The sequence below is a fragment of the Peribacillus phoenicis genome, assembly GCF_047238085.1.
Classification (GTDB): domain Bacteria; phylum Bacillota; class Bacilli; order Bacillales; family DSM-1321; genus Peribacillus.
Genome location: NZ_JBDFMF010000001.1, coordinates 1899253 through 1920397 on the forward strand (window position 1 = coordinate 1899253; position 21145 = coordinate 1920397).

General features: G+C 39.2%; 18 protein-coding genes and 1 pseudogene. 16 read left to right on the forward strand and 3 right to left on the reverse strand.

Annotated features, from left to right (window positions below; genetic code table 11):
• Positions 1–199 precede the first annotated feature (199 nt).
• Positions 200–955: an IclR family transcriptional regulator gene (locus ABC374_RS09165; RefSeq protein ID WP_413017193.1), complete on the forward strand. Its 756-nt coding sequence runs from the start codon at positions 200–202 to the stop codon at positions 953–955.
• A 226-nt stretch (positions 956–1181) separates the two neighbouring features.
• Here the strand turns inward: ABC374_RS09165 and ABC374_RS09170 are convergent, their stop codons facing one another.
• Positions 1182–2204 (reverse strand): NAD(P)H-dependent amine dehydrogenase family protein, encoded by a 1023-nt coding sequence (locus tag ABC374_RS09170; protein ID WP_413017195.1) that lies wholly within the window; start codon positions 2202–2204, stop codon positions 1182–1184.
• Positions 2205–2733: 529 nt separating this feature from the next.
• Between ABC374_RS09170 and ABC374_RS09175 the strand changes: the two genes are divergently transcribed.
• The 5 genes from ABC374_RS09175 to ABC374_RS09195 all read left to right on the forward strand — a co-directional run bounded on the left by ABC374_RS09175 (position 2734) and on the right by ABC374_RS09195 (position 7664).
• Positions 2734–4014, forward strand: a complete 1281-nt coding sequence (locus tag ABC374_RS09175; RefSeq protein WP_413017197.1) for an MFS transporter — start codon at positions 2734–2736, stop codon at positions 4012–4014.
• A 324-nt stretch (positions 4015–4338) separates the two neighbouring features.
• A complete protein-coding gene (locus tag ABC374_RS09180) occupies positions 4339–5127 on the forward strand; it encodes an SDR family NAD(P)-dependent oxidoreductase (RefSeq protein WP_413017199.1) in 789 nt (262 codons plus the stop codon).
• 215 nt (positions 5128–5342) lie between these two features.
• The gene (locus ABC374_RS09185) at positions 5343–6137 is read left to right on the forward strand and encodes an alpha/beta fold hydrolase (protein ID WP_413017201.1); all 795 of its coding nucleotides are present in this window, start codon (positions 5343–5345) and stop codon (positions 6135–6137) included.
• 69 nt (positions 6138–6206) lie between these two features.
• Complete coding sequence (locus ABC374_RS09190; RefSeq protein WP_350302385.1) at positions 6207–6455, forward strand: ferredoxin; 249 nt, start codon at positions 6207–6209, stop codon at positions 6453–6455.
• A 216-nt stretch (positions 6456–6671) separates the two neighbouring features.
• On the forward strand, positions 6672–7664 hold the full coding sequence (locus ABC374_RS09195) for an NAD(P)/FAD-dependent oxidoreductase (RefSeq protein WP_413017203.1): 993 nt from the start codon (positions 6672–6674) through the stop codon (positions 7662–7664).
• 323 nt (positions 7665–7987) lie between these two features.
• Here ABC374_RS09195 and ABC374_RS09200 read toward each other — a convergent pair whose 3' ends face one another.
• Entirely contained in the window at positions 7988–8896 is a 909-nt protein-coding gene (locus ABC374_RS09200; protein WP_413017205.1) for a LysR family transcriptional regulator, read from the reverse strand.
• A 437-nt stretch (positions 8897–9333) separates the two neighbouring features.
• On the opposite strand from ABC374_RS09200, the gene ABC374_RS09205 reads away from it, so the two are divergent.
• The 4 genes from ABC374_RS09205 (at position 9334) to ggt (ending at position 15185) form a co-directional block, all read left to right on the forward strand.
• Positions 9334–10308 carry a TAXI family TRAP transporter solute-binding subunit gene (locus ABC374_RS09205; RefSeq protein ID WP_413017207.1) on the forward strand — a complete coding sequence of 325 codons (975 nt, stop codon included), beginning with the start codon at positions 9334–9336 and terminating at the stop codon, positions 10306–10308.
• A gap of 85 nt (positions 10309–10393) precedes the next feature.
• Positions 10394–10900: a DUF1850 domain-containing protein gene (locus tag ABC374_RS09210; protein ID WP_350302389.1), complete on the forward strand. Its 507-nt coding sequence runs from the start codon at positions 10394–10396 to the stop codon at positions 10898–10900.
• Positions 10893–12887 carry a TRAP transporter permease gene (locus ABC374_RS09215; RefSeq protein WP_413017209.1) on the forward strand — a complete coding sequence of 665 codons (1995 nt, stop codon included), beginning with the start codon at positions 10893–10895 and terminating at the stop codon, positions 12885–12887. The genes ABC374_RS09210 and ABC374_RS09215 overlap by 8 nt, the downstream gene beginning before the upstream one ends.
• A 222-nt stretch (positions 12888–13109) precedes the next feature.
• Positions 13110–15185 (forward strand): gamma-glutamyltransferase, encoded by a 2076-nt coding sequence (gene ggt, locus ABC374_RS09220; protein ID WP_413017211.1) that lies wholly within the window; start codon positions 13110–13112, stop codon positions 15183–15185.
• 144 nt (positions 15186–15329) lie between these two features.
• Here ggt and ABC374_RS09225 read toward each other — a convergent pair whose 3' ends face one another.
• Complete coding sequence (locus ABC374_RS09225) at positions 15330–16514, reverse strand: acyl-CoA dehydrogenase family protein (protein ID WP_413017213.1); 1185 nt, start codon at positions 16512–16514, stop codon at positions 15330–15332.
• Between the two features lie 376 nt (positions 16515–16890).
• On the opposite strand from ABC374_RS09225, the gene ABC374_RS09230 reads away from it, so the two are divergent.
• The 6 genes and pseudogenes from ABC374_RS09230 (at position 16891) to ABC374_RS09255 (ending at position 21038) form a co-directional block, all read left to right on the forward strand.
• Positions 16891–17763 carry a transporter substrate-binding domain-containing protein gene (locus tag ABC374_RS09230; RefSeq protein ID WP_230176422.1) on the forward strand — a complete coding sequence of 291 codons (873 nt, stop codon included), beginning with the start codon at positions 16891–16893 and terminating at the stop codon, positions 17761–17763.
• Positions 17764–17949: 186 nt separating this feature from the next.
• The gene (locus ABC374_RS09235) at positions 17950–18657 is read left to right on the forward strand and encodes an amino acid ABC transporter permease (RefSeq protein ID WP_413017216.1); all 708 of its coding nucleotides are present in this window, start codon (positions 17950–17952) and stop codon (positions 18655–18657) included.
• A gap of 12 nt (positions 18658–18669) precedes the next feature.
• The gene (locus ABC374_RS09240; RefSeq protein ID WP_413017218.1) at positions 18670–19383 is read left to right on the forward strand and encodes an amino acid ABC transporter permease; all 714 of its coding nucleotides are present in this window, start codon (positions 18670–18672) and stop codon (positions 19381–19383) included.
• 20 nt (positions 19384–19403) lie between these two features.
• Complete coding sequence (locus tag ABC374_RS09245) at positions 19404–20159, forward strand: amino acid ABC transporter ATP-binding protein (RefSeq protein WP_101221855.1); 756 nt, start codon at positions 19404–19406, stop codon at positions 20157–20159.
• A 125-nt stretch (positions 20160–20284) separates the two neighbouring features.
• Positions 20285–20452, forward strand: a pseudogene (locus ABC374_RS09250) (IS1595 family transposase); the annotation flags it as partial.
• 55 nt (positions 20453–20507) lie between these two features.
• Complete coding sequence (locus ABC374_RS09255; RefSeq protein WP_413017220.1) at positions 20508–21038, forward strand: SF0329 family protein; 531 nt, start codon at positions 20508–20510, stop codon at positions 21036–21038.
• Positions 21039–21145: the final 107 nt, after the last annotated feature.

Consider the following 21145-nt stretch of genomic DNA (forward strand, 5'->3'; position numbering starts at 1 on the left):
TCAATATTCGTTCTATGGGCTTGCGGGATGATAAAATGATACGATCAAATTGAAAATAATGCCGGAAAATCAAATGAGAATACAGTCAGAGCATTCCCGAAATAACAATGAATACGGTTATTTTCATTACATCCTTTCTTCCATGTTTTATAATAGAATGATAGTTAAGGAAAACATGTATCATGAAAGGAGACATTGTATGCAGGCACATAACAAAACGGTCGTGAAATCCATGCAAATCCTAACCCTTTTCATAAATCATCCAAAACTGACCTTTAATGAAATGATGGAACTTTCCAATTTGCCGAAAACGTCGTTACACCGTATGGTGGGATCATTGGAAGAAATGGGGTTTTTAACAAAGGACGATGATGGCCACTATTCACTTGGACTTATATTCCTGCAGTTTGGTCAACTGGTTGGGGAGCGTTTGGATATCAGGTCAATCGCCTATCCCATCATGAAAGACCTGCGGGATGAAGTTGAAGAAGCAGTGAATTTAATTGTGAGGGATAAGGATGAAGCGATGTATATTGAAAAGGTGGACACCCTGCACCCTGTTCGACTTTATACATCCATTGGAAGGCGTTCGCCATTGTATGCTGGAGATTCTCGAATCATCCTAGCGTATTTGCCGGAAGAAGAGCGTGAAAATTATTTGGGAAGCATTCAATTAAAACCAATCGCCATTGGAACGATAACGGATAAAACTGAACTCCGTCACGCTTTGGATGAAGCGAAATTGAATGGTTACACGATAACTTCATCAGAACTTGAGGATTATACAAAAGCGGTGAGTGCACCGATACTCAATGGTAAAGGTGAAATAGTAGCTGGTATTAGTGTGGCTGGGATTGAAGCAAGATTTCAGGAAGATCGCTTGCCTGAATTGATTGACAAAGTAATGAAAGCTGCCAAAGCCATTTCCGTGAAACTTGGTTCGCAAACACATTAATGAAAATAGTAAAATCATGTCATTTTCGGAATATATTTTTCTGAAATAAGATAACTTACATAAAATGGTCGATTCCTACATACTACATATAGGAAGTAAAGTCACCGCTTATGGTGGTTTTTTGTCATGCTGGCATGCTCCGCTGAACCAAAACGAAAAGGTGAACCATTCGGGGTTCACCTTTTCCAATATCGTAAGACTTTATCGCAAGATTGTTGGTTAGCCGTTACAAACGCACAAAGTCTGTTTGATTTATATTTCTAGGCACCCCGATGTCAGCCATTGTAAGTAAACCTGGTTTACGGAGCGCATCAATTTGCTTAGCGGTATTGATAATCATTGCTGCGGTGGCGGTATCTCCAAAAATGCCGTTTGGAACAATCAACCTTTGGGTTTCGTTACCCTCAATAACGATTTCATCTTCCTGTTTAATACCTGCAGACATCGTTAAATCCAAGGAAATTTCCTTTCCGTCCACCGTCTTGCCAGTGGAAATTTGATGAAGCCCATTAACATCCCCTGGTTTTAAGGCAGTTAGCGGAACTGTCATTTCTTCGCTTGCAATCGTTGGTTCTATGGTATTGGTTACATTTGAAAGTTTCCAATTCAGCCCATAAGCGATCAACCTGACAGACTCCTCAAGTCCTACATGCCCTATTTTATTCCGCTCAGCTAAAAATTCAAACTCTTCCCTGGTCATCCCGATTCCGACCTTTTTTTGTAAGGGGAGGCGCCTTTTCGAAACATCCACTTTACGATTGACCTTAATTTGGTTAACCGTGGTCAATACTGTTGTAAATGAAATGGCCATAGTATCCATGATGTACCCTGGATTGATCCCGGTCCCAATGACACTAAGCCCTTTAGCTTTAGCATAATCATCTATTTCCTTTGCAAGTAGAGGGTAGCGATGCCAAGGGAAGGAAAGCTGTTCACAGGTGGAAACCACTGAAAAGCCGTGATCTAGAAGCTCTTTGATTTGGGGCCATACTTGTTGTGCGTCGGAGCCGGTTGCATGTAGGGCGATAGGGTGGCCAGCTTCGGTATTTACATCCCGTATATGAGAGACTACACACTTGTTGGTTTCCTTTTCATGGATTAGTAACCCAATATCCTTTCCTACCTTATCGGGAGCAATATCGACAACACCGATAATCGATTGCGGATTCGTTTGATAAGCACTGCGGAGAATTTCAATTCCGATGGGGCCCAGCCCGAATACTGCGAATTCAGAATAGTTCATAGACATTCATCTCTCATCCTTTCAAATAACTTATAACAAAATGCTAACATTGGCTGATAAATAATAAAAATAGTTAATTTTTATATCTTTATAATGAATCGTTATAAAAGGAAAGACGGCAATGAATGAGGTGAGATATTGGAGAATCATACTACTATTTTGGGGTTTTCACGACTCAAGCGGCAGCATTTGGACATTATTTAACTAAGGCTCGAGAATTAGCAGAAACGTTATCCGGTTTTATGTGATAAAGGGTTAAGGTATTGTTTCAGGTTGTTTTGATCGAAGCAACGCCTTTAATAGTTTTGTATATAAAACTACTTTTTCTGTTGGGAAAAATATTAATCTGAATAATATTGACTATTGTGAAAATTCAATATAACATTAAATATCGGTAACATTGTTTTTTATATAAAACAATAGTTGCTGCTATCTTTTGAAAGGAGGAATTGGTAAAGTTGCTAGTTTGACAGGCATTTTTTTTATAGAAATCATGAAAGCGCATTCAAAAGAGCTGCTATAAGGGGGAAATAACATGTTACAAGGTCAAAAAAGATGGTTGTACATTGCGATTCCTATTTTTTTCTTCTGGTTTTTCGGTCAGATTGATAAAGTAGGTATCTCTGTTATCCAAACCGATCCGGGATTTTTAAGTGATCTTGGTTTAACTGGCCCGGATAAAAATGCGAAAATTGGCTTGATCTCCTTTATATTCATGATTTCATACTCCTGTTCCAACATTTTTTGGGGAGTTATCATCGACAAGTTAGGGGCACGGAAAACAGCAGTTTTAGGTTTACTGGTATGGACAGCGACAATGGTAATGGGCGGGCTGTCCACTTCATACGAAATGTTTTTAATCAGTAGGGTAATCCTCGGAATTGGGGAAGGTATGATGATCCCGATATCGGGAAAATTCATTTCGAATTGGTTTAATAAACGAGAGCTTGGCAGGGCACAGTCATTCTGGATCACTGGAAACTACCTTGGCCCGGCAGTGGGTACCGTTATGCTCATACTAATTATTTCAACGTTTCATTGGCAGGCCGCGTTCTTTGCACTCGCCGCTTTTAACTTGTTTATAAATATTCCAATGTTCCTGTTTTTGGCTCGTAATACGCCAGAAGAGCATCCACGCATAAGTAAAGAAGAAGTCTCCTATATTCGCCAAAAAGACGAAGCGGATGATGTGCAGTCGAAGCAATTCTTTGCAAAGGATTATCGTTATTGGATTGTCTGGTTTGGCAATTTGATGTCGTCCTTTCTTTTCTTTGGAATCAGTATTTGGCTGCCTACATATCTCGTTGAGGCCAAAGGGTTTGAAAGGGAAGCAATGACTGGTATTACTTCATTATCGTGGCTATTCGCGCTTGGATTTGTCCTGGCTGGCGGATTTTTGGCGGACAAAACGAAGCGTCCGAGCTTACTTGCGACAATTCTTTTCATACTAACAGCTGTATTTTTGACAATCGCTGTCATTGCACCAAATCCTATTTTCGCTGGCGTTTCCATGGGGCTTGCCATGGGAACTCAAGGAGGTATGTTTCACCTGACCAATTTCTTCATCATCAAATTTTCAACACCTGAAACAGCTGGCCGCGCAGCCGGTTTAATGGGATTCACAAATATTATGGGTGGATTTTCAAGCTACATTATGGGGTGGAGCCGCGATTTGTCTGGCGGTGATTTTGGTCCCTCCATTGCCATGCTGATTGTAGCAGCCATTCTTGGGTTTGTGGCGTACTTATTTATGATTAAACAAGAAGTTGCCGAATATCACCTAAGTAATGCGACAGGAAACAAAGTAACACTATAAGCGCAAAAAAGTTAATATGTTTTTTAGAAGGGTTTCTCGGTAAGATTGGCGCTAGAATCTTACTGAGAAACCACAAAAAAATCATACTTATTGACGAGTGCCGCAGTAGTAAGGATAACCGCAGAATGATATAGACAGTGTATTCCCGAACGATCGTTTCAGTTTTTTTACATTGACAATAAAGCGATTACATTTTAGAATTATTTATATAAAAAACATTGTTTTGTGTATAAAACACTATGTGGTCGTTATGAAAAAATATGTGCTCGCGATCTTTGTATAACCGTTCATCACGTTTGAAAGATAATAGAAGGGGTGGAGACAATGGGCATGGCCTTAAAAGATAAAGTCGTATGGATTACAGGGGGAGCTTCTGGAATTGGAGAGGCTGTCACTCGCCGTTTTATACAAGAAGGAGCAAAAGTGAGCATTATCGGCCGCTCTAAAGACAAGTTAGCGAAAATGAAGGAAGAATTTGGTGAAAATATCCTTACTTATCAGGGAGATGTAAGCAAATACGAAGACAATGAGCAAGCGGTCCAAGCTACTGTTGAGCAATTCGGAAAGTTGGATGTTTTCGTGGCGAATGCCGGCGTGTTCGATGGGTTTGCCAAATTTGCCGATGTGACTCCTGAGGCGCTTTCCGAAGCGTATGATTTCCTTCTCAATATTAACGTAAAAGGCTCTTTTTTTGGGGCGAAAGCTGCTCTTGAAGAACTGAAAAAAACAAATGGCAATATTATTTTTACCGTCTCCGGTGCAAGTTTTTATCCAGATGGCGGCGGTGTTTGGTATACAGCGAGCAAACACGCCCAAATTGGATTGATGCGCCAGCTTGCGTTCGAACTATCTCCTTCCATCCGGGTAAATGCGGTAGCCCCAGGGGGGACATTGACAGCACTTACTGTGATCCCGCCGCTGCATCCATTTGTGAAAATCGTCGATAATGATACGAAAGCAAGCAGCATTAAAAAACGGAATATCCTTCAACTTGCCCAGATGCCGGAAGATCACGTTGCGGCGTATGTACTGTTAGCTTCCGACGAATCACGCGCAATCACCGGTGAGGTCATTTCCAGCGATGGCGGATTGTCAGTGCGAGGACTTGGCTAAGCTGGCACAGTTCTTTAATACTGTTTTAGCTAAATTAGAAGGGAACGGAAGTGGGATTTCCTGCTTAACTTCAGGATAGGATGCACTTTCATAATAGAAAAGAAAGCTAGTTCCAAGCGAAATATAAAAATAGTTTATCATTCGCTTTTTAGAAAGATATTTCAAGTACAGGTGTTTTAAGAGTCAGAGATTCACCTTAAAAGGGGATTGATATTATGCCATACGTAAAAGTAGAAGATTTAAGCATTCATTATGAAATAGAAGGTCATGGAGAACCTTTAGTATTATTACACGGCATGAGTAATAATTCACAGTCATGGAAGGAGCAAATCCAGGAATTAAAGGAGCATTATACAGTAATTGCATGGGATGCACCGGGTTATGGGAAAAGTTCAGATCCAGCAGAAGAATTTAAGTATTTCAAAGAGTTTGCACGTATTCTGAACAGCATGCTAGATCAGCTAAAGTTGGAAAAAATCCATCTGCTTGGCCATTCAATGGGAGCGGCAATCGCGATAGAGTTCTGTAGCCTGTACCCTGATAAGATTAATAAACTTATATTGGCCGATTCGACAAGAGGGGCTGCTGCTCTAACCCCAGAGGAGAACGAGACGAAATTGAAAAATCGATTATTTTCAATTGAAAACCTTTCTACTGAGGAGATCGCGGAAAAGAGGATACAAGCATTGCTATCTCCCCATGCTTCAGAAAAAGTCTATAAGCGAGTAAAAGAGATTATGACACAGATAAGACCGGCAGGATATCGTTCGGTAGCAAATTCACTTTATCATCTGAATCAAATGAGTTTGTTATCTTATATAAATGTCCCTGTTCTTGTAATTTGTGGAGAGTTGGATACTGTAACTCCTATAAAGGAGTCGGAAGCAATTCATGAAGAGTTAATGAACTCCCGGCTCGTGATAATTCCAGAAGGCGGGCATCTGTGTTATCAGGAAAATCCTGAAAAGTTTAATTCGAGCATTTTGGAATTTTTGAACGATATTGAGTAGGAAAAGGCTTCTGCAAATACCTTAGTAAAAAACCAGGGCCTAGATTAGAGAGAGGAATGGATAGAGATAATGGCTAATTATACAATCGTGGATAAAGAAACTTGTATTGCTTGCGGAGCTTGTGGTGCTTCAGCTCCGGATATTTATGATTACGATGAAGAAGGTATTGCGTTCGTTATATTGGATAATAATGTTGGGGCAGCGATTATACCTGATGAACTTGAGGACGATATGATAGATGCTTCAGAAGGATGTCCAACCGATTCTATAAAAGTGGCTCAATTATCCTTTGATGGTAACCCTAATAAATTTGAATAATAATTCTAGGTGCGTTTGTGACAGATAATAGCTTTATAGATTTTTAAACTGGTGACATATCCAGATTGTCTTTGAAAGGGTAGATATTCAATTGCTCTTATCCATCATTTATGGAATTGGAAAAAGGAAGAATTACTTGTAGGCTAGTACATCCCTTACCACCAATAAATCATATTCAGTATGAGCAACCATCCTGGAAGAAAAGGAGTGATTACATTGACAGAAGAAAAAACGGTCTATGACATAACAATTATTGGCGGCGGCCCAGTTGGTTTGTTTACGGCGTTTTATGGAGGAATGAGGCAAGCAAAGGTGAAAGTCCTTGAAAGCCTTCCTCAATTGGGAGGACAGCTATCAGCTCTTTATCCCGAAAAATTCATTTATGATATAGCTGGTTTTCCAAAAGTAAGGGCCCAGGAATTGATAGATAATTTAAAAGAACAAATGAAAGTATTTGAACCAACAATTTGTCTTGAAGAAGCAGTTGAACAGATGGAAAAGCAAGCAGACGGAACATTTAAAATCACTACAAACCTCGATACTCATTTTTCTAAATCAGTAATCATTACTGCTGGAAATGGAGCCTTTCATCCCCGTAAACTGGAATTGGAAGATTCAACACAGTTCGAAAATAAGAATTTGCATTATTTCGTGAATGATATGAACCGCTTTAAAGGAAGAAAAGTGGCGATTCTTGGCGGTGGGGATTCTGCTGTTGATTGGGCCCTTATGTTAGAGCCGATTGCTGAAAAGGTAACATTGATACACAGAAGAGATAAATTCCGTGCCCATGAACATAGTGTGGAAAAATTAGTGAATTCTTCTGTTGAGGTCAAAACACCTTATATTCCCTCCGAATTGGTAGGAGCAGAAAGAATTACGCAAATTGTTTTAGAACACACTAAGACGCAACAAAAAGAAGTGATTGATATAGATGATTTAATTATTAATTACGGATTTGTCTCTTCTCTTGGTGCGATTAAAGAATGGGGACTAAACATCAACAAAAATGCAATTGTCGTTAATTCCAAACAAGAAACGAATATTCCAGGCATTTATGCAGCCGGGGATATTTGTACGTATGATGGAAAGGTTAAATTAATTGCATCCGGATTTGGTGAAGGTCCTACGGCAGTCAATAATGCCAAAGCCTATATTGATCCGATGGCGAAAGTTCAGCCGTTGCATAGTACTTCCTTATTTGGCTAACCTCTATCTAGCTACAAGGCTCTTCTGAAGAAATGAATTAGTACATAGGCGAGACCCTTAAAGATGGATGGGGGTGGGCGATTGTCCTGAATTTAATGGAAATGAAAAGTAAATAGAGGCTTTCCAGGTTTTGTTGCCTAACAAAGGGAACAGGCTAATATGACAGTAAAATAAAAAGTCGAATTCCTTCTCAGCAAGGAATTCGACTTTTTAGATTGTTTTAACCAATACCCGTATTGTGATACTCCACTTAATTCTTCGAAGACAAATTCCAGGAACTCCAAAAACATTTGTCGTTTTGCAGCCTTTTCCAGTCTAGAATCTCATTTATCATGAGAATGATCATTCTCTAACGTTTTCAAAATATGCTTGGTCAGAATGGATGCATCCGTGCTTTTCCAAACTGCCGATATGGAACTGAATAATTCCGAGTTATCGATGTTCAAGGCTTTAACTTGGCTTTTTCCCAACAAACTCACCATATCTTCCGGCATGAGGGCTACGCCGAGGTTATTGGATATAAGATTGGCGATCGTCAGTAATTCAGAGCCTTTACATAATTCTTTTGGTGAAAATCCAGCAGTCATGCAAGCTTTTTCCAAAAGGAATTGAAGGGAGTGTGCTTGAACGGCATCATAATGGATAAAAGGTTCGTCTTTTGCTTCGTATAAATGTATCGCATCCTTTTGGGCCAGTGGATGATCAATGGAGACGACTAATTGTAAAGGGAACCTCATGAATTCAATCATGCTTAATCCTTCATTGGCGATGATGTTACTGTGAATGGGCGTTCTGATGAAACCGATATGATAATTTTGTTGGTTTACGAGTTTTACAGCTCTTGAGGATGTTGTTTCATGCACGTAAAATTCTGTATCCGGGTATTCCCCCACTATCTTTTTCAATAACTTCGGGATATATATACTAGCTGCAGAGGGGACGGTAGCAATCTTCAATTTAGGCTTGGGGATGGCTTTATTTTCAACTATGTAATTTACTGTTTTCTCAATATCTTCAAAGGAAGGAGCAAGTTTTTTATAGATGTACTCTCCTTCTTCCGTCAATGTAATTTTTCTTGTGGTTCGATTCAAAAGTTTAAAGCCTAATTGTTTTTCGAGGGATAAAATCTGTTGGCTAAGTCCGGGCTGGGATATATGCAGGGTTTTGGAAGCCTCACTGAAACTAAGATGGTTAGAAACCTCTATGAAATAGCGGAGGGATAGGAAATTCAAACAATCACCCACTTCAGTTGGATTTGAAAATACAGAGCTAAAATGGCTGGAAAAGAAAGGGTTGGACAGTTGATTCCCTCTCAAACAAAGCTGGATATAACGATTAAAGGCTAGGAAGATCGTTTTATAACATCTACTTATAAGTTTATAACAATAATATATTTCTAAAATGGAAGAGTCAATATTATCCTTAAAGAAAGGAAGAATAGGTAATAAAAGGTAAAATATTACTATTGGATAGCGAATTTTCCTTGTTTTTAATAGGTGTTTTTACACATTTAAGCTTGGTGATTGGATTTCTATAAAACTATTTAATGTAATACTAGTGCTTTTGGATGGTGTGTCTAATTTTGTAAAAAAAGGGAAAGTAAGGTGGTCGGTAGAATAATAACATTATCATCTTTTGCAGATGATGAAAACACATGAGGGGGAGTTTTATGAAAAAATTTCATAAGTGCTTTTTATTGGTCATGATTTTGACGGTATCCGGTATTATCACTGCCTGCGGAGACAGTAAAACAGGTGTCTCGGGCAGCGGAAACCAAAATTTGAGTTTGTTGACTGGTGGTACGGGAGGTACATACTATCCGCTCGGAGGGCAAATTGGAAAAATCATTTCCGATAAAACAAAAGCGAACATAACACCTCAGACATCTGGCGCCTCCGCCGAAAACATGGAAACGTTAAGGGCTGGAGAGGCTGAAATCGCTTTTTCGCAAACGGATATCGCCGCATATGCACTTGAAGGAACGGAAATGTTCGACGGGAAACCCATTGACAATATAATGGCGATCAGCTCTCTATATCCTGAAACTGTTCAAATTGTAACGACTGCAAAAAGCGGAATTAAATCAATCGAGGATTTAAAGGGTAAAAAGGTATCAGTAGGTGCACCGGGTTCTGGTGCATATATCAATGCCATGCAAATCCTAGAGATTCATGGTTTGTCTGAGAAAGATATTAAAGGACAAAATCTGTCCTTCGATGAGTCGGCCGAAGGAATTCAAGCAGGAAATATTGAAGCAGCTTTCATTACTGCCGGAACACCAACAGGTGCAGTTGAGGCGCTATCCGTACAAAATGATATCATGGTCCTGCCTATTGCAGAGGACAAAATTCAAGCATTGGTTAAAAAGTATCCATACTATGCTGAAGATACAATTCCAAGTGGAACGTACAAAATCAAATCCGAGGTAAAAACAGTTGCAGTTAAAGCGATGTTAGTGGTTACAAAGGATCTTGATGAAGATTTAGTTTATGAAATGACTAAAGCTGTTTATGACAACACAGATCAAATCACACATGCAAAAGGCAAGTTCCTTACAGCAGAAACTGCCCTAGAAGGATTAGGGGAAATGGAAGTGCATCCTGGAGCAGCAAAATACTTTAATGAAAAAGGTGTTTCCAAGTAATGCAATTGGGTCGGTAGCTCGCTTTATGTGGCCTATCGACTTCGTTTTTTTCTAAATTGGATATATGGTTTTGAAAGGGGTACCTATGAAATTCAAGAGATTCATGGCATTTGGTATACCTCTGCTCATCGCTTTTTTATTCTTTTTTCCTTATAAGCATGTAATTGCCTTTTCCTTTGAGGATCAAGGGGAATTAATCGCATACTTTCCTTTGAAAAAAGAAAAAGAATTCAAGATTGAGTATACACACTCCATCCACCTCACGGATGTTTTGGAATCATATCGTTTATCGGATAAGCAAATCGAACAAACTGAACTTTCTTATCATGATTTTGCAGTCGGTATGCCTTCTAATGCGGAGGGGGAGGAAGTATTTGAAGAAAAAGACGGTACCTATTTCATAAAAAATATGAAACGCAATTTCACCCATATCGATTTAAGGGTAGGACAAGTTAAAGCTAACCATCGTTTAATATATGATGAAAAAACATACACATTGGCAGACTTCATTAAACCAGGGACATGGGTCAGGATTTCATCGGAAAGAATTTCATTGTGGGAACAGTTGAAGGGAGTGAAGATTAGTGTCTGATAATGAAAAAATCAAATATTTAACCGAAGCGGAACAGCAGGAGTTATTGGAAAAATATGATCCAGAAGCCGGGACTAGGAAATTAACTGGTGTCTTGGGCCACATTGCGTTTTTTGGACTCCTGGCTTTTTCGCTATTCCAATTATATACTGCCATTTTTGGTGTTTTTACAGCACAAATCCAAAGGACGATACATTTAGGGTTTGCACTCTCCTTAGTATTTTTACTATTTCCCGCAAACCGGAAGAAGCGTGAAAAAGGAAAGTTTCAAATTGCCTGGTACGATATCATATTAGCGATCCTTAGTATCGGGGTAGGTGCATATTGGCCCTTATTTTTCGAAGATATCGTCATGAATGTAGGACGTTTGGGCGCATTGGATTTTGCCGTTGGTTTATTGGCCATTCTCCTGGTTTTGGAGGCAACCAGGCGTGCAGTGGGGCTTCCCATTATGGTCATTGCTTTGATATTCATTTTCTATGGAATTTTTGGACAGTATATGCCAGGATTCCTCGCTCATCGGGGTTTGACTCTAGAACGGATGGTACAAACGATGTTCTTCTCGACAGAGGGCATTTTAGGCACTCCGTTAGCGGTGTCGTCGACATTCATCTTCCTATTTTTACTGTTTGGATCCTTTCTAGTCCGAACAGGTGTCGGTCAATACTTCAATGATCTTTCAACAGCCATTGCCGGCAGAAGGATAGGGGGACCTGCAAAGGTTGCGATTTTTTCCAGTGCTCTTCAAGGAACGATTAGCGGAAGTTCTGTAGCTAATGTTGTCACTTCGGGAGCATTCACGATACCGATGATGAAAAATCTGGGTTATAAGAAGGAATTCGCTGGGGCAGTGGAGGCAGCCGCTTCGACAGGCGGTCAATTGATGCCTCCGGTAATGGGGGCAGCGGCATTCTTAATGGTTGAGTTCATTGGGAATGGGATAACGTATTGGGATATAGCAAAGGCGGCTGCGATTCCAGCTATCCTTTACTTTTCAGGAATTTGGATCATGACCCATTTTGAAGCGAAACGACTTGGGCTGCGTGGGTTAACGAAAGAAGAGATGCCAAGTAAAAAGGAAGTGTTCGGCAAATTTTATTTACTAATACCGATCCTTGCCATTATTTTATTGCTCATGCTGAATATCACGGTTACACATGCAGCACTGTATTCCATTGCTATCTCGGTTCTTGTAGGTTTCATAAACAAGGATGTCCGCATGAAATTAATCGATATCATTTATGCATTGGTCGATGGAGCCCGAACGGCACTTGCGGTTGCAGCTGCAACCGCAGCAGCAGGCATTATTGTAGGAATCGTTACGAAAACCGGATTAGGGCTGAAGCTGGCTAATGGTTTGATCGATTTGTCTGGTGGATATTTGATCCCAACACTGATGCTAACTATGGTAGCGGCCCTTATATTAGGAATGGGTTCACCTACGACCGCCAATTATGTCATCACATCGACGATTGCAGCACCTGCGATCATTTTGCTTGGTGTTCCTGATTTATCTGCACATTTATTCGTTTTCTATTTTGGCATTATAGCAGATATTACTCCTCCAGTTGCTTTAGCGGCATTTGCAGCGGCAGGGGTGGCAGGCGGTGAACCGATAAAAACGGGAATTGAGTCATCAAAACTTGCTATCGCTGCATTTATCATTCCATATATTTTTGTTCTTTCCCCACAAATGCTGATGATCGATACAACTTGGATGGAGGTTACCTGGGTCGTGCTTACAGCAATGTCAGGCATGATTGCAATTGGTGCGGGTGTTATAGGTTACTGGATGAGGGGGATGCACTGGTTAGAAAGAGTCCTCGCGATAATCGTTGGTTTACTATTAATCTATCCTGAAACGATATCGGACATCATTGGGGTATCCGCTTTTATCGTATTACTGGCTTTACAATACCTTTGGAAGAGTGACAATCACGACAGCTCCAAAATCTTGGAAAACAACCAAAGCATAGAGAAAAATTGAGTCTAAGAATATCGATCCTAAAAGTAAATGATAGAGCTGAACCATTCAGGGGGGTGATTTTTTGTAGTGAAACATCATTGAGAACACAACGCCCAATCGGAATGTGCAGACTGCTTTTCTATCGAGAACATCTAGAATACTCCTACTAGGGCCATCAGCTCGTATTTTCAGTTGCATTATGGTAAAACCCTAATTGGTTTTAATTTGAAAGGAGACTAATTCATGAAATTTTTAAAAAGTTTTATTTTAGTTACTTTCAGTTTCTTTTGCATGATCACACCAGCTTTTGCAAGTGTCCCTGGAGTGGATACTTCAATGAAAAAAGGAGCAACAAAAGGAATCGTATCAGTTTCCCACCCTTTAGCGGCGGAAGCGGGCATAAAGATATTAAAACAAGGTGGAAACGCAGTCGATGCAGCAGCAGCCATTCAATTATCGTTAAATGTAGTTGAACCGATGATGTCTGGAATCGGCGGCGGTGGTTTTATCATGATTTATAATAAGAAAGAAAATAAAATAACGATGATCGATAGCCGCGAAATGGCACCGCAAAATGTTACGCCTGAACTATTTTTAGATGAAAAGGGAAAACCCGTACCTTTTAGTAAACGGCACACAACCGGAAAAGCCGTTGGTGTTCCTGGAACCCTTAAGGGGATGGAAGCTGCCCTAGAGAAATATGGAACATTGAAATTATCACAAGTTATGGACCCGGCCATTAAACAAGCTGAAAAAGGAGTTAAGGTCAATTGGATAACAGCGCAATATATCGATGAAAATGTAAAAAAATTAGAAAATAACGAAGAAGCCGCAAAAGTATTTGTGCCTAACGGAAAACCATTGGAAGAGGGAGACACCCTCGTTCAGCCTAATCTGGCAAAGACTCTTAAGTTAATAAAAAAACAAGGTTCAAATGTTTTTTATAAAGGTGAAATCGGGGAAGCCCTCACCAAAGAAGTTCAAAAACGTGATGGGACGATGACAACTGAAGATTTGGAAAACTATGTGGTGAAAGAGAGGGAACCAATTAAATCGGAATATAGGGGATTTGAAGTCGTCGGGGCGGCTTCACCAAGTTCAGGCAGCTTGACTGTCCAACAGATTCTTGAGCTTTTGGAAGGATACGATGTGCAAAAGATGGGGGAGAACTCTCCTGAGTATCTTCATCATCTAACCGAAGCCATGCATCTGGCTTTTGCCGATCGAGCTGCCTATATGGCAGATGAAGATTTTTATGATGTACCCACTAAAGGACTATTAGATGAAGAATATATAAAAGAAAGAAGAAAACTCATCAATCCAAATAAATCAACAGCCGATGTCAAAGAAGGCGATCCATGGAAGTACGAAGGCCAAGAACCGGTTTCAATGGAGAAGGTAAAAGAAGAGAAAACACCGATCGGACAAACGACTCACTTTTCTGTAATGGATAAGTGGGGAAATATGGTTTCTTATACGACTACGATCGAGCAAGTATTCGGTTCAGGTATCATGGTACCTGATTATGGATTCATGCTTAATAATGAAATGACGGATTTTGATGCCACACCGGGTGGCGTTAACCAGGTGGAACCAGGAAAAAGACCAAGAAGCAGTATGTCACCGACCTTCATATTAAAAGATGGCAACCCTTTCATGGCGATTGGGTCACCAGGTGGAGCCACGATTATAGCATCGGTATCTGAAACGATAATGAATGTGATCGATCATCAAATGACAATTCAAGATGCGATACTTACGCCGCGTGTTTACTCTGCTGGTTATCCGACAGTCAGATGGGAACCGGGAATCGATCAAAATACAAGGTTAGAGTTAATGGCAAAAGGGCATGTTTATGAAGAAAAACCGCAGCATATCGGGAATGTGCAAGCTGTTATTTATGATTATGAAAGGGGAAGAATGTATGGGGGTGCCGACAATACAAGAGAAGGAACAGTTCTCGGGGTGGATGGGGTTTCCTATAAATCGAAACAGCCAAGAGAAATGAAAGAAGAAAAAAAGGGGCCGTTTACCTTAAAAGTGAATGGAGCCGTTTATCCTTACACTGCAAAACAAATGAAACTGATTGATGGAAAACCATATATCCAATCAGACAAATTGCTTCTAGGTTTGGGTGCAATTGAATCGGTGGATTTAGAAATATTTAAACCAGATAAAAAATCCTACTTACCGGTGCTAAAAGTCGCAAAATCATTAGGATATAAAGCAAAATGGAACGAAAAAGACAAAGTTGCACTTTTGGAAAAAGATCCGGCTGATATTGAAGACCCAGACGATGATGGCAGTGTCACGAATTAATTTCCTTTCTTGAGGGAGCCAAGCCTGCTCCAAGAATAAAATCGAATTCTGTATGACTCAAAAAATGAAAAACCCCTGGATTCTCTATGAAAAGAGAATTCAGGGGTTATTTATAGTTCATAGCGTTTCTATTATCAAATCTGATCATTTCAAATGTGGATGGCCGCTTAAATTGGATTTTGTCTGTTCAATTGCCAATTTTGCTAAATTCTTTATCGTTACATCGTCCATCGGAGGATTGTGTAAACCAGCTCTTACATCCCTATAGTGCCTTTGTAGTGGATTATTGCGTTGAAGACTTTTTGCACCGACTATTCGCATGGCTTTATCGACAATTGTAATGGCTGCGTTTGTAACAATATGTTTTGCAGCCCCCAGCTCATTTGTGAAATGAATTCTTCGTGATTCATCATCATAAGCCTCGGCAACGCTATATAAGAAATGCCTGGCTTTCATTAATTCCAAATCAATTTCTCCTAACAGTTGTTGGACATTAGCCAGCTGGCTGATTGGTGCATTTATACTGTTTGGAGTATAGTTATTGGCAAAGTGTATGGCGTAATCCCTTGCAGCTTGCGCAATGCCAAGGTAACAGGCTGGAATATGAAGGATCCAAGCATTGAATCTGTTTCCACTTGGCATTTCAGGTAACTCAACAAGTTTTGAATCATCCACTTCAACATCTTTAAGGACTAAATCATGACTTCCTGTCCCCCTCATTGAAATTACGTCCCATGTTTCATCTATGTAGAGCCCATCCAAATCTTTATGCAGGAGAAAAAATCCAACCTTTTGCCTTTCCTCGATCCATGCTGAAACTAGGAAATAAGTTAAAACAGGGGACATGGTTGTATAGGTTTTACGTCCGGAAATAACCCAATAATCTCCCTTTTTGACTGCGTTTGTACCGGGGCGTCCCCCGCGAGTCGGACTGCCAGTTTGCGCTTCACTAACGGAACGGTTCACTAAAGCGCCATTTAGAACTTCCCCAGCAATAAAATCTAAGTTCGTTTTTGTCCAACTTTCCTGTTCAAAAAGGTCTCCTATCACTCCAAGGTTCCAACCAATGGATAGCGCAGTCGCTGAATCAAAACTAGCCAATGTTTCTTGAAGGAGAATCATGTCATAAACTTTTAACCCTCCGCCACCATAGGATTTGGGAAGAGTTGAGCTTGTATATCCCATACGAATTAAATCTTGAATATGTTCTTTCGGAAAAAAGGCCAATTCATCAATTTGAGCAGAATTATTTTTGAATTTTGATTCTACTTCATATAATTTTTTCAGCCACGCTTTTTGACTCTCCGTCTTAATGAATAGGTTAATCACACGGTTCCCTCCTTCTATTACCTTCTGTTTTTGTTTCAATTCCTATTAATCTTATTGGTTTAAATGATAATTAAGGTGTGTTTAGTTGTCAAGGAAATTAAGGGTTTGCAGATAAACGATGCCTCTGGAAAGACTCTTGTATTTTCATATAACTACAATTCTTTTAATAAAACAGGTGTGTGCAGTTGCTTGAAAATTTTAAATATACACATTGACTTTACAAAAGTATCCATTTATTATGTTTATAACCAAATAACTTACTTAACCTACCTAAATAGTTGGTATTGAGTGGTGAAGGTGATGTATGTATTTCCTTTGAATTTCAGGAAATACAAATGCAAGTAAAAAAACATCGTAAAACGAAAGGGGATTCACTATGAAAAATAAAAAATTTCGCCATGTTTTAACTATCGGTTTAGCGTTTGTAACCATATTAGCGGGGTGCGGATCAGGTACATCAACGAGTAATGAAGCCGATGCAAATTCAGGTAGCACTTCAGGTGTCCGAAAGGTAAAAGTAGCATATGACCAAGCGTCAAAACCTATGTCTTGGCTGGATGAGAAGGGAAATCCAACTGGATATGATGTGGAAGTTATGAAATTGGTTGATGAATTACTACCGGCATACGAATTCGAATATATTGGCACATCAAGCGATGACCTGTTAGTAGGCATTGAACAAGGTAAATATCAAGTGGGGGTTAAAAATGCTTTCTGGACAGAGGAAAGGACTGAGAAGTTCATCTTTCCTAAAGAATTCCTTGGATTAAGCAGTGCGGGCCTTGTTTTAAAGAAAGAAAATTCAAAGATCAAAAATCTCAAGGACTTTGCTTCAGAGGGCTTCTCCTTAGCACCAATCGCAGCAAATAACGCTCAATACACGATCGTTGATGAGTATAATCAGGCCAATCCGGACAACAAGGTGAAATTGAAAGCCGGAGATGCATTCACTGTAGATGTAATTCAATGGGTAAATGAAGGCCGTGTCGACGGTGGAATAGCGATCGAGGGAGCTTTTAAGAAGCAAGTGGCCGACGATGGCCCCTATCATAATTTAGTGGATGATCTAGTTTACAATGAATTTGCAGTCATTAAAACCTGGCCATTATTCAACAAAAAAGAACAAAAATTCGCAGATGCTTATGATGAAGCGATTAAAAAAATTAAAGACGAAAAGAAGACGAATGAGTTAAGCAAAAAGTTTTATGGCCGGGATTTATTCGAAGTTTTGGGAACTGTAGAGAGATAACGAAGCCCTTAGCAAAACAAGCATTAAAATGTCAATCAATAGGTTATGACTTGTCATTTTCTTAATATGGGTTTTCTTGGATAACTCTGGTATTTTAAGAGATGGCAAGTTTCTAGGTACTGGCCTTCAATAGAATGATTGGATTTGAAAATTCGAATCTTCAATGAAAGCAGATGGAGGTGAAACATGGAAAAATACTTTGATTTAGCTTACATAGTAGAGTCGGTACCAGTGTTAGTTCCCTTTCTAAAAGTAACATTAATCGTTACGGGTCTATCGGTCTTGTTCGGGACAATCATAGGTTTCATCTTAGCGGTCATGAAACTTGGAAATAGTAAAATCGCCAGGAAAATTGCCTATGGATATACAACGGTATTGAGATGTACACCCTCTATAGTTCTGCTTTTTTTGACTTATTATGGTATACCTGCAATTGCAGGGAAATTTGGCATAAATCTTAATGATATTGATAAAGCAGTATTTGTAGTCATAACCTTTTCGCTTCAATTTGCGGCTGCAATGTCAGAAGTGATCAGAACATCGCTTGAATCTATTGATAGAGGGCAATTAGAAGCGGCAGTAAGCGTTGGATTAAGCAATACGCAAGCTTACCGGAGAATTATTTTACCCCAGGCTTTCGTAGTCGCATTACCAAACTTCGGTAACAGCTTACTTGAATTAATGAAAGAAGGGTCTTTAGCATATACAATCGGCTTGATAGATATCATGGGGAAGGCAGAGCTTATAATCGCCGGGAACTATAACACACATGCATTAGAAATTTATCTTGCATTGGCGGTTATTTACTGGACATTGTCGATTGCCATTGAACAACTGTTCTTAAAATTGGAAAAGGCATTCAGTAAAGGAAAACAAGTGATAACAACTGCATAGAGGGGTGACAGAATGTCAGAAGGTCTGGATTATAGGTTTTTAGTGGAAACCTTTTTTGTAGCGTTTTCGGGGGTGCCGACCGCATTATTCATTACAATTGTTGCTTTGATTATTGCCTTGCCATTAGGGTTTTTACTTGCTTTATCAAGAATAAATCAAATCCCGGTATTGAATCGCTTAGCACAGATATACGTTTCATTTGTCAGAGGAACGCCCGTCATTATCCAAATTTTCATTATATATAGCAGTGTGCCATTAATGCTGACTTCTATATTTGAAAAGTATGCTGTCGAAATGAATGTATACGATGTAAATCCGATATGGTACGCATTCATTGTTTTCTCGTTGAATACGACAGCTATTCTCACAGAGGTGTTTCGTTCGGCAATTAGCACAGTGAGCAAGGGGCAACTTGAAGCTTCTTATGCTGTCGGATTAACAACTGTGCAAGCATTTAGAAGAATTATCATTCCACAGACATTGGTAGTGGCATTACCGAATATCTGTACAGCAACAGTCAATCTGATTAAAGCGACATCATTAGGTTATGCTTTGTCATTGCAGGAAATCACTTTAAAAGCAAAGGTAGCTGCCAATGTTGGCTACAATTATGTTGAAGCATATATTGATATCTTTCTTGTTTACCTAATTTTATGTAGTTTGGTGGAATACTTGTTTAAAAGGTATGAAAAACGAGTAAGCAGGTTTAAAGCCGTGAGTATCTGAAATGAGGAGGTGTGGCCGAAATGCTAGAGATTAAAAATATTCATAAATCATTCGGTGAGAATGAGATTTTAAAAGGTGTGGATTTAAATATAGACAAGGGGGATGTGGTGGTAATTCTGGGTCCAAGTGGTTCAGGTAAGACAACTTTACTTCGATGCATTAACTTTCTTGAAAAAGCAGATCAAGGACATGCCGTTTTTGGTGATATTGATGTAAGTCTTAAAACGGCATCGAAAAAAGTGATTCATGGAATAAGGCAGAAGATAGCCTTTGTTTTTCAAAATTATAATCTTTTCACTAATAAAACGGCATTGGAAAATGTGACGGAAGGACTGGTTATTGGAAGGAAGATTGCGAAAGCAGAAGCATATGAGATTGGTAAAAAAGCATTGGATAAAGTAGGCTTGTCAGAAAAATATGGTGCTTACCCTAGTGAACTCTCAGGCGGGCAGCAGCAAAGGGTGGGCATTGCGAGAGCGGTTGCTTTAAACCCTGACATAATTTTATTTGACGAACCAACTTCGGCATTGGACCCGGAATTGGTCGGTGAAGTACTGACGGTGATGAAGCAAATTGCCAAAGAAGGAACTACGATGTTAGTTGTCACGCATGAAATGTCTTTTGCAAAGGATGTTGCAAACAGAGTGATTTTTATGGATGCAGGTGTCATAGTGGAAGAGGGATCGCCTAAAGAAATTTTTGTGAATCCAAAAGAAGAAAGAACGAAGAGGTTCTTAAAAAGAGTCTTGCCGGAGGATTATATTTTTTATATTTAGGTTATGTTCACTTTCTCTTTTGATATGTGATTGAAACAAACGAATGAAAATAACGTTTGTTAGAGGGATTCAGAATGACGTTAAGTGAATTGATAGTAAAAATTCAAAAATTGAATTAAGCAAAAATACATCGGTTGAAAGAATTCTTTATCCATTTACTTGCAACATCATTTTCTGCAAGTGAACAAGCATTTCAAGAAGTGACCGAACGCAAAAATAAAGATGGCTAAACTTGTGTAGATTTTGACTCTTTAAACATATACCTCTACAGTTCATTAACAAGCAGAATAGGATAATGAAAGAAATATACTTTGGTGGAAATTGAAAACTGTAAAGGAGAATAAAAACTTGCGTAATCAACAATGGAGTAAAGTAAAGAAAAAGTTAGAGAGTTTTATCTGTGACTCTCTAAAAAATAGAGTTCAGTTTACTGTTACGAATTATCGAAAGGCTCACGACCGATTAGGACGAGCTTTTATTACTGTTGATAAAAAGGAAATCCTAAATATGTGTACGATAACATCTGATAGAGAAATGTTCAGAAAAGAAAATGAAATAAGAAATGCCAAAAGTATTGAATACGATGTCTATAATGGAAATCAGAACTATGAGATAGGGATACAAGCACAAGAAATGATTAAAGCAGAGGGGATTTTTGCACAGTATGACTTTTTTAATGCGGTTGAAGAATATTTTAATTTACCAATAGAAATTTCCTTAAAATCAGATGATATGATTATAAAGATTCTTTCTCTGATAGATAGAAGAGTTGGGATGCGTACGTTACAGGGACTTAAAAAATCCATCCTAAATGAAAAGGAAATTATCCAGTATTTTTATAACTTGCGATGTGAAGCAGAGGGAATAAGAACTTCCTAAAAAGCGCTATAATGAATTTTTATTGAACAAGTATTTTACTTGGCGTGGAAGTGTGAGCGTTAGAACGTTATTAATTAGTGAGGAAAAACAATATGGATGGATAGTGA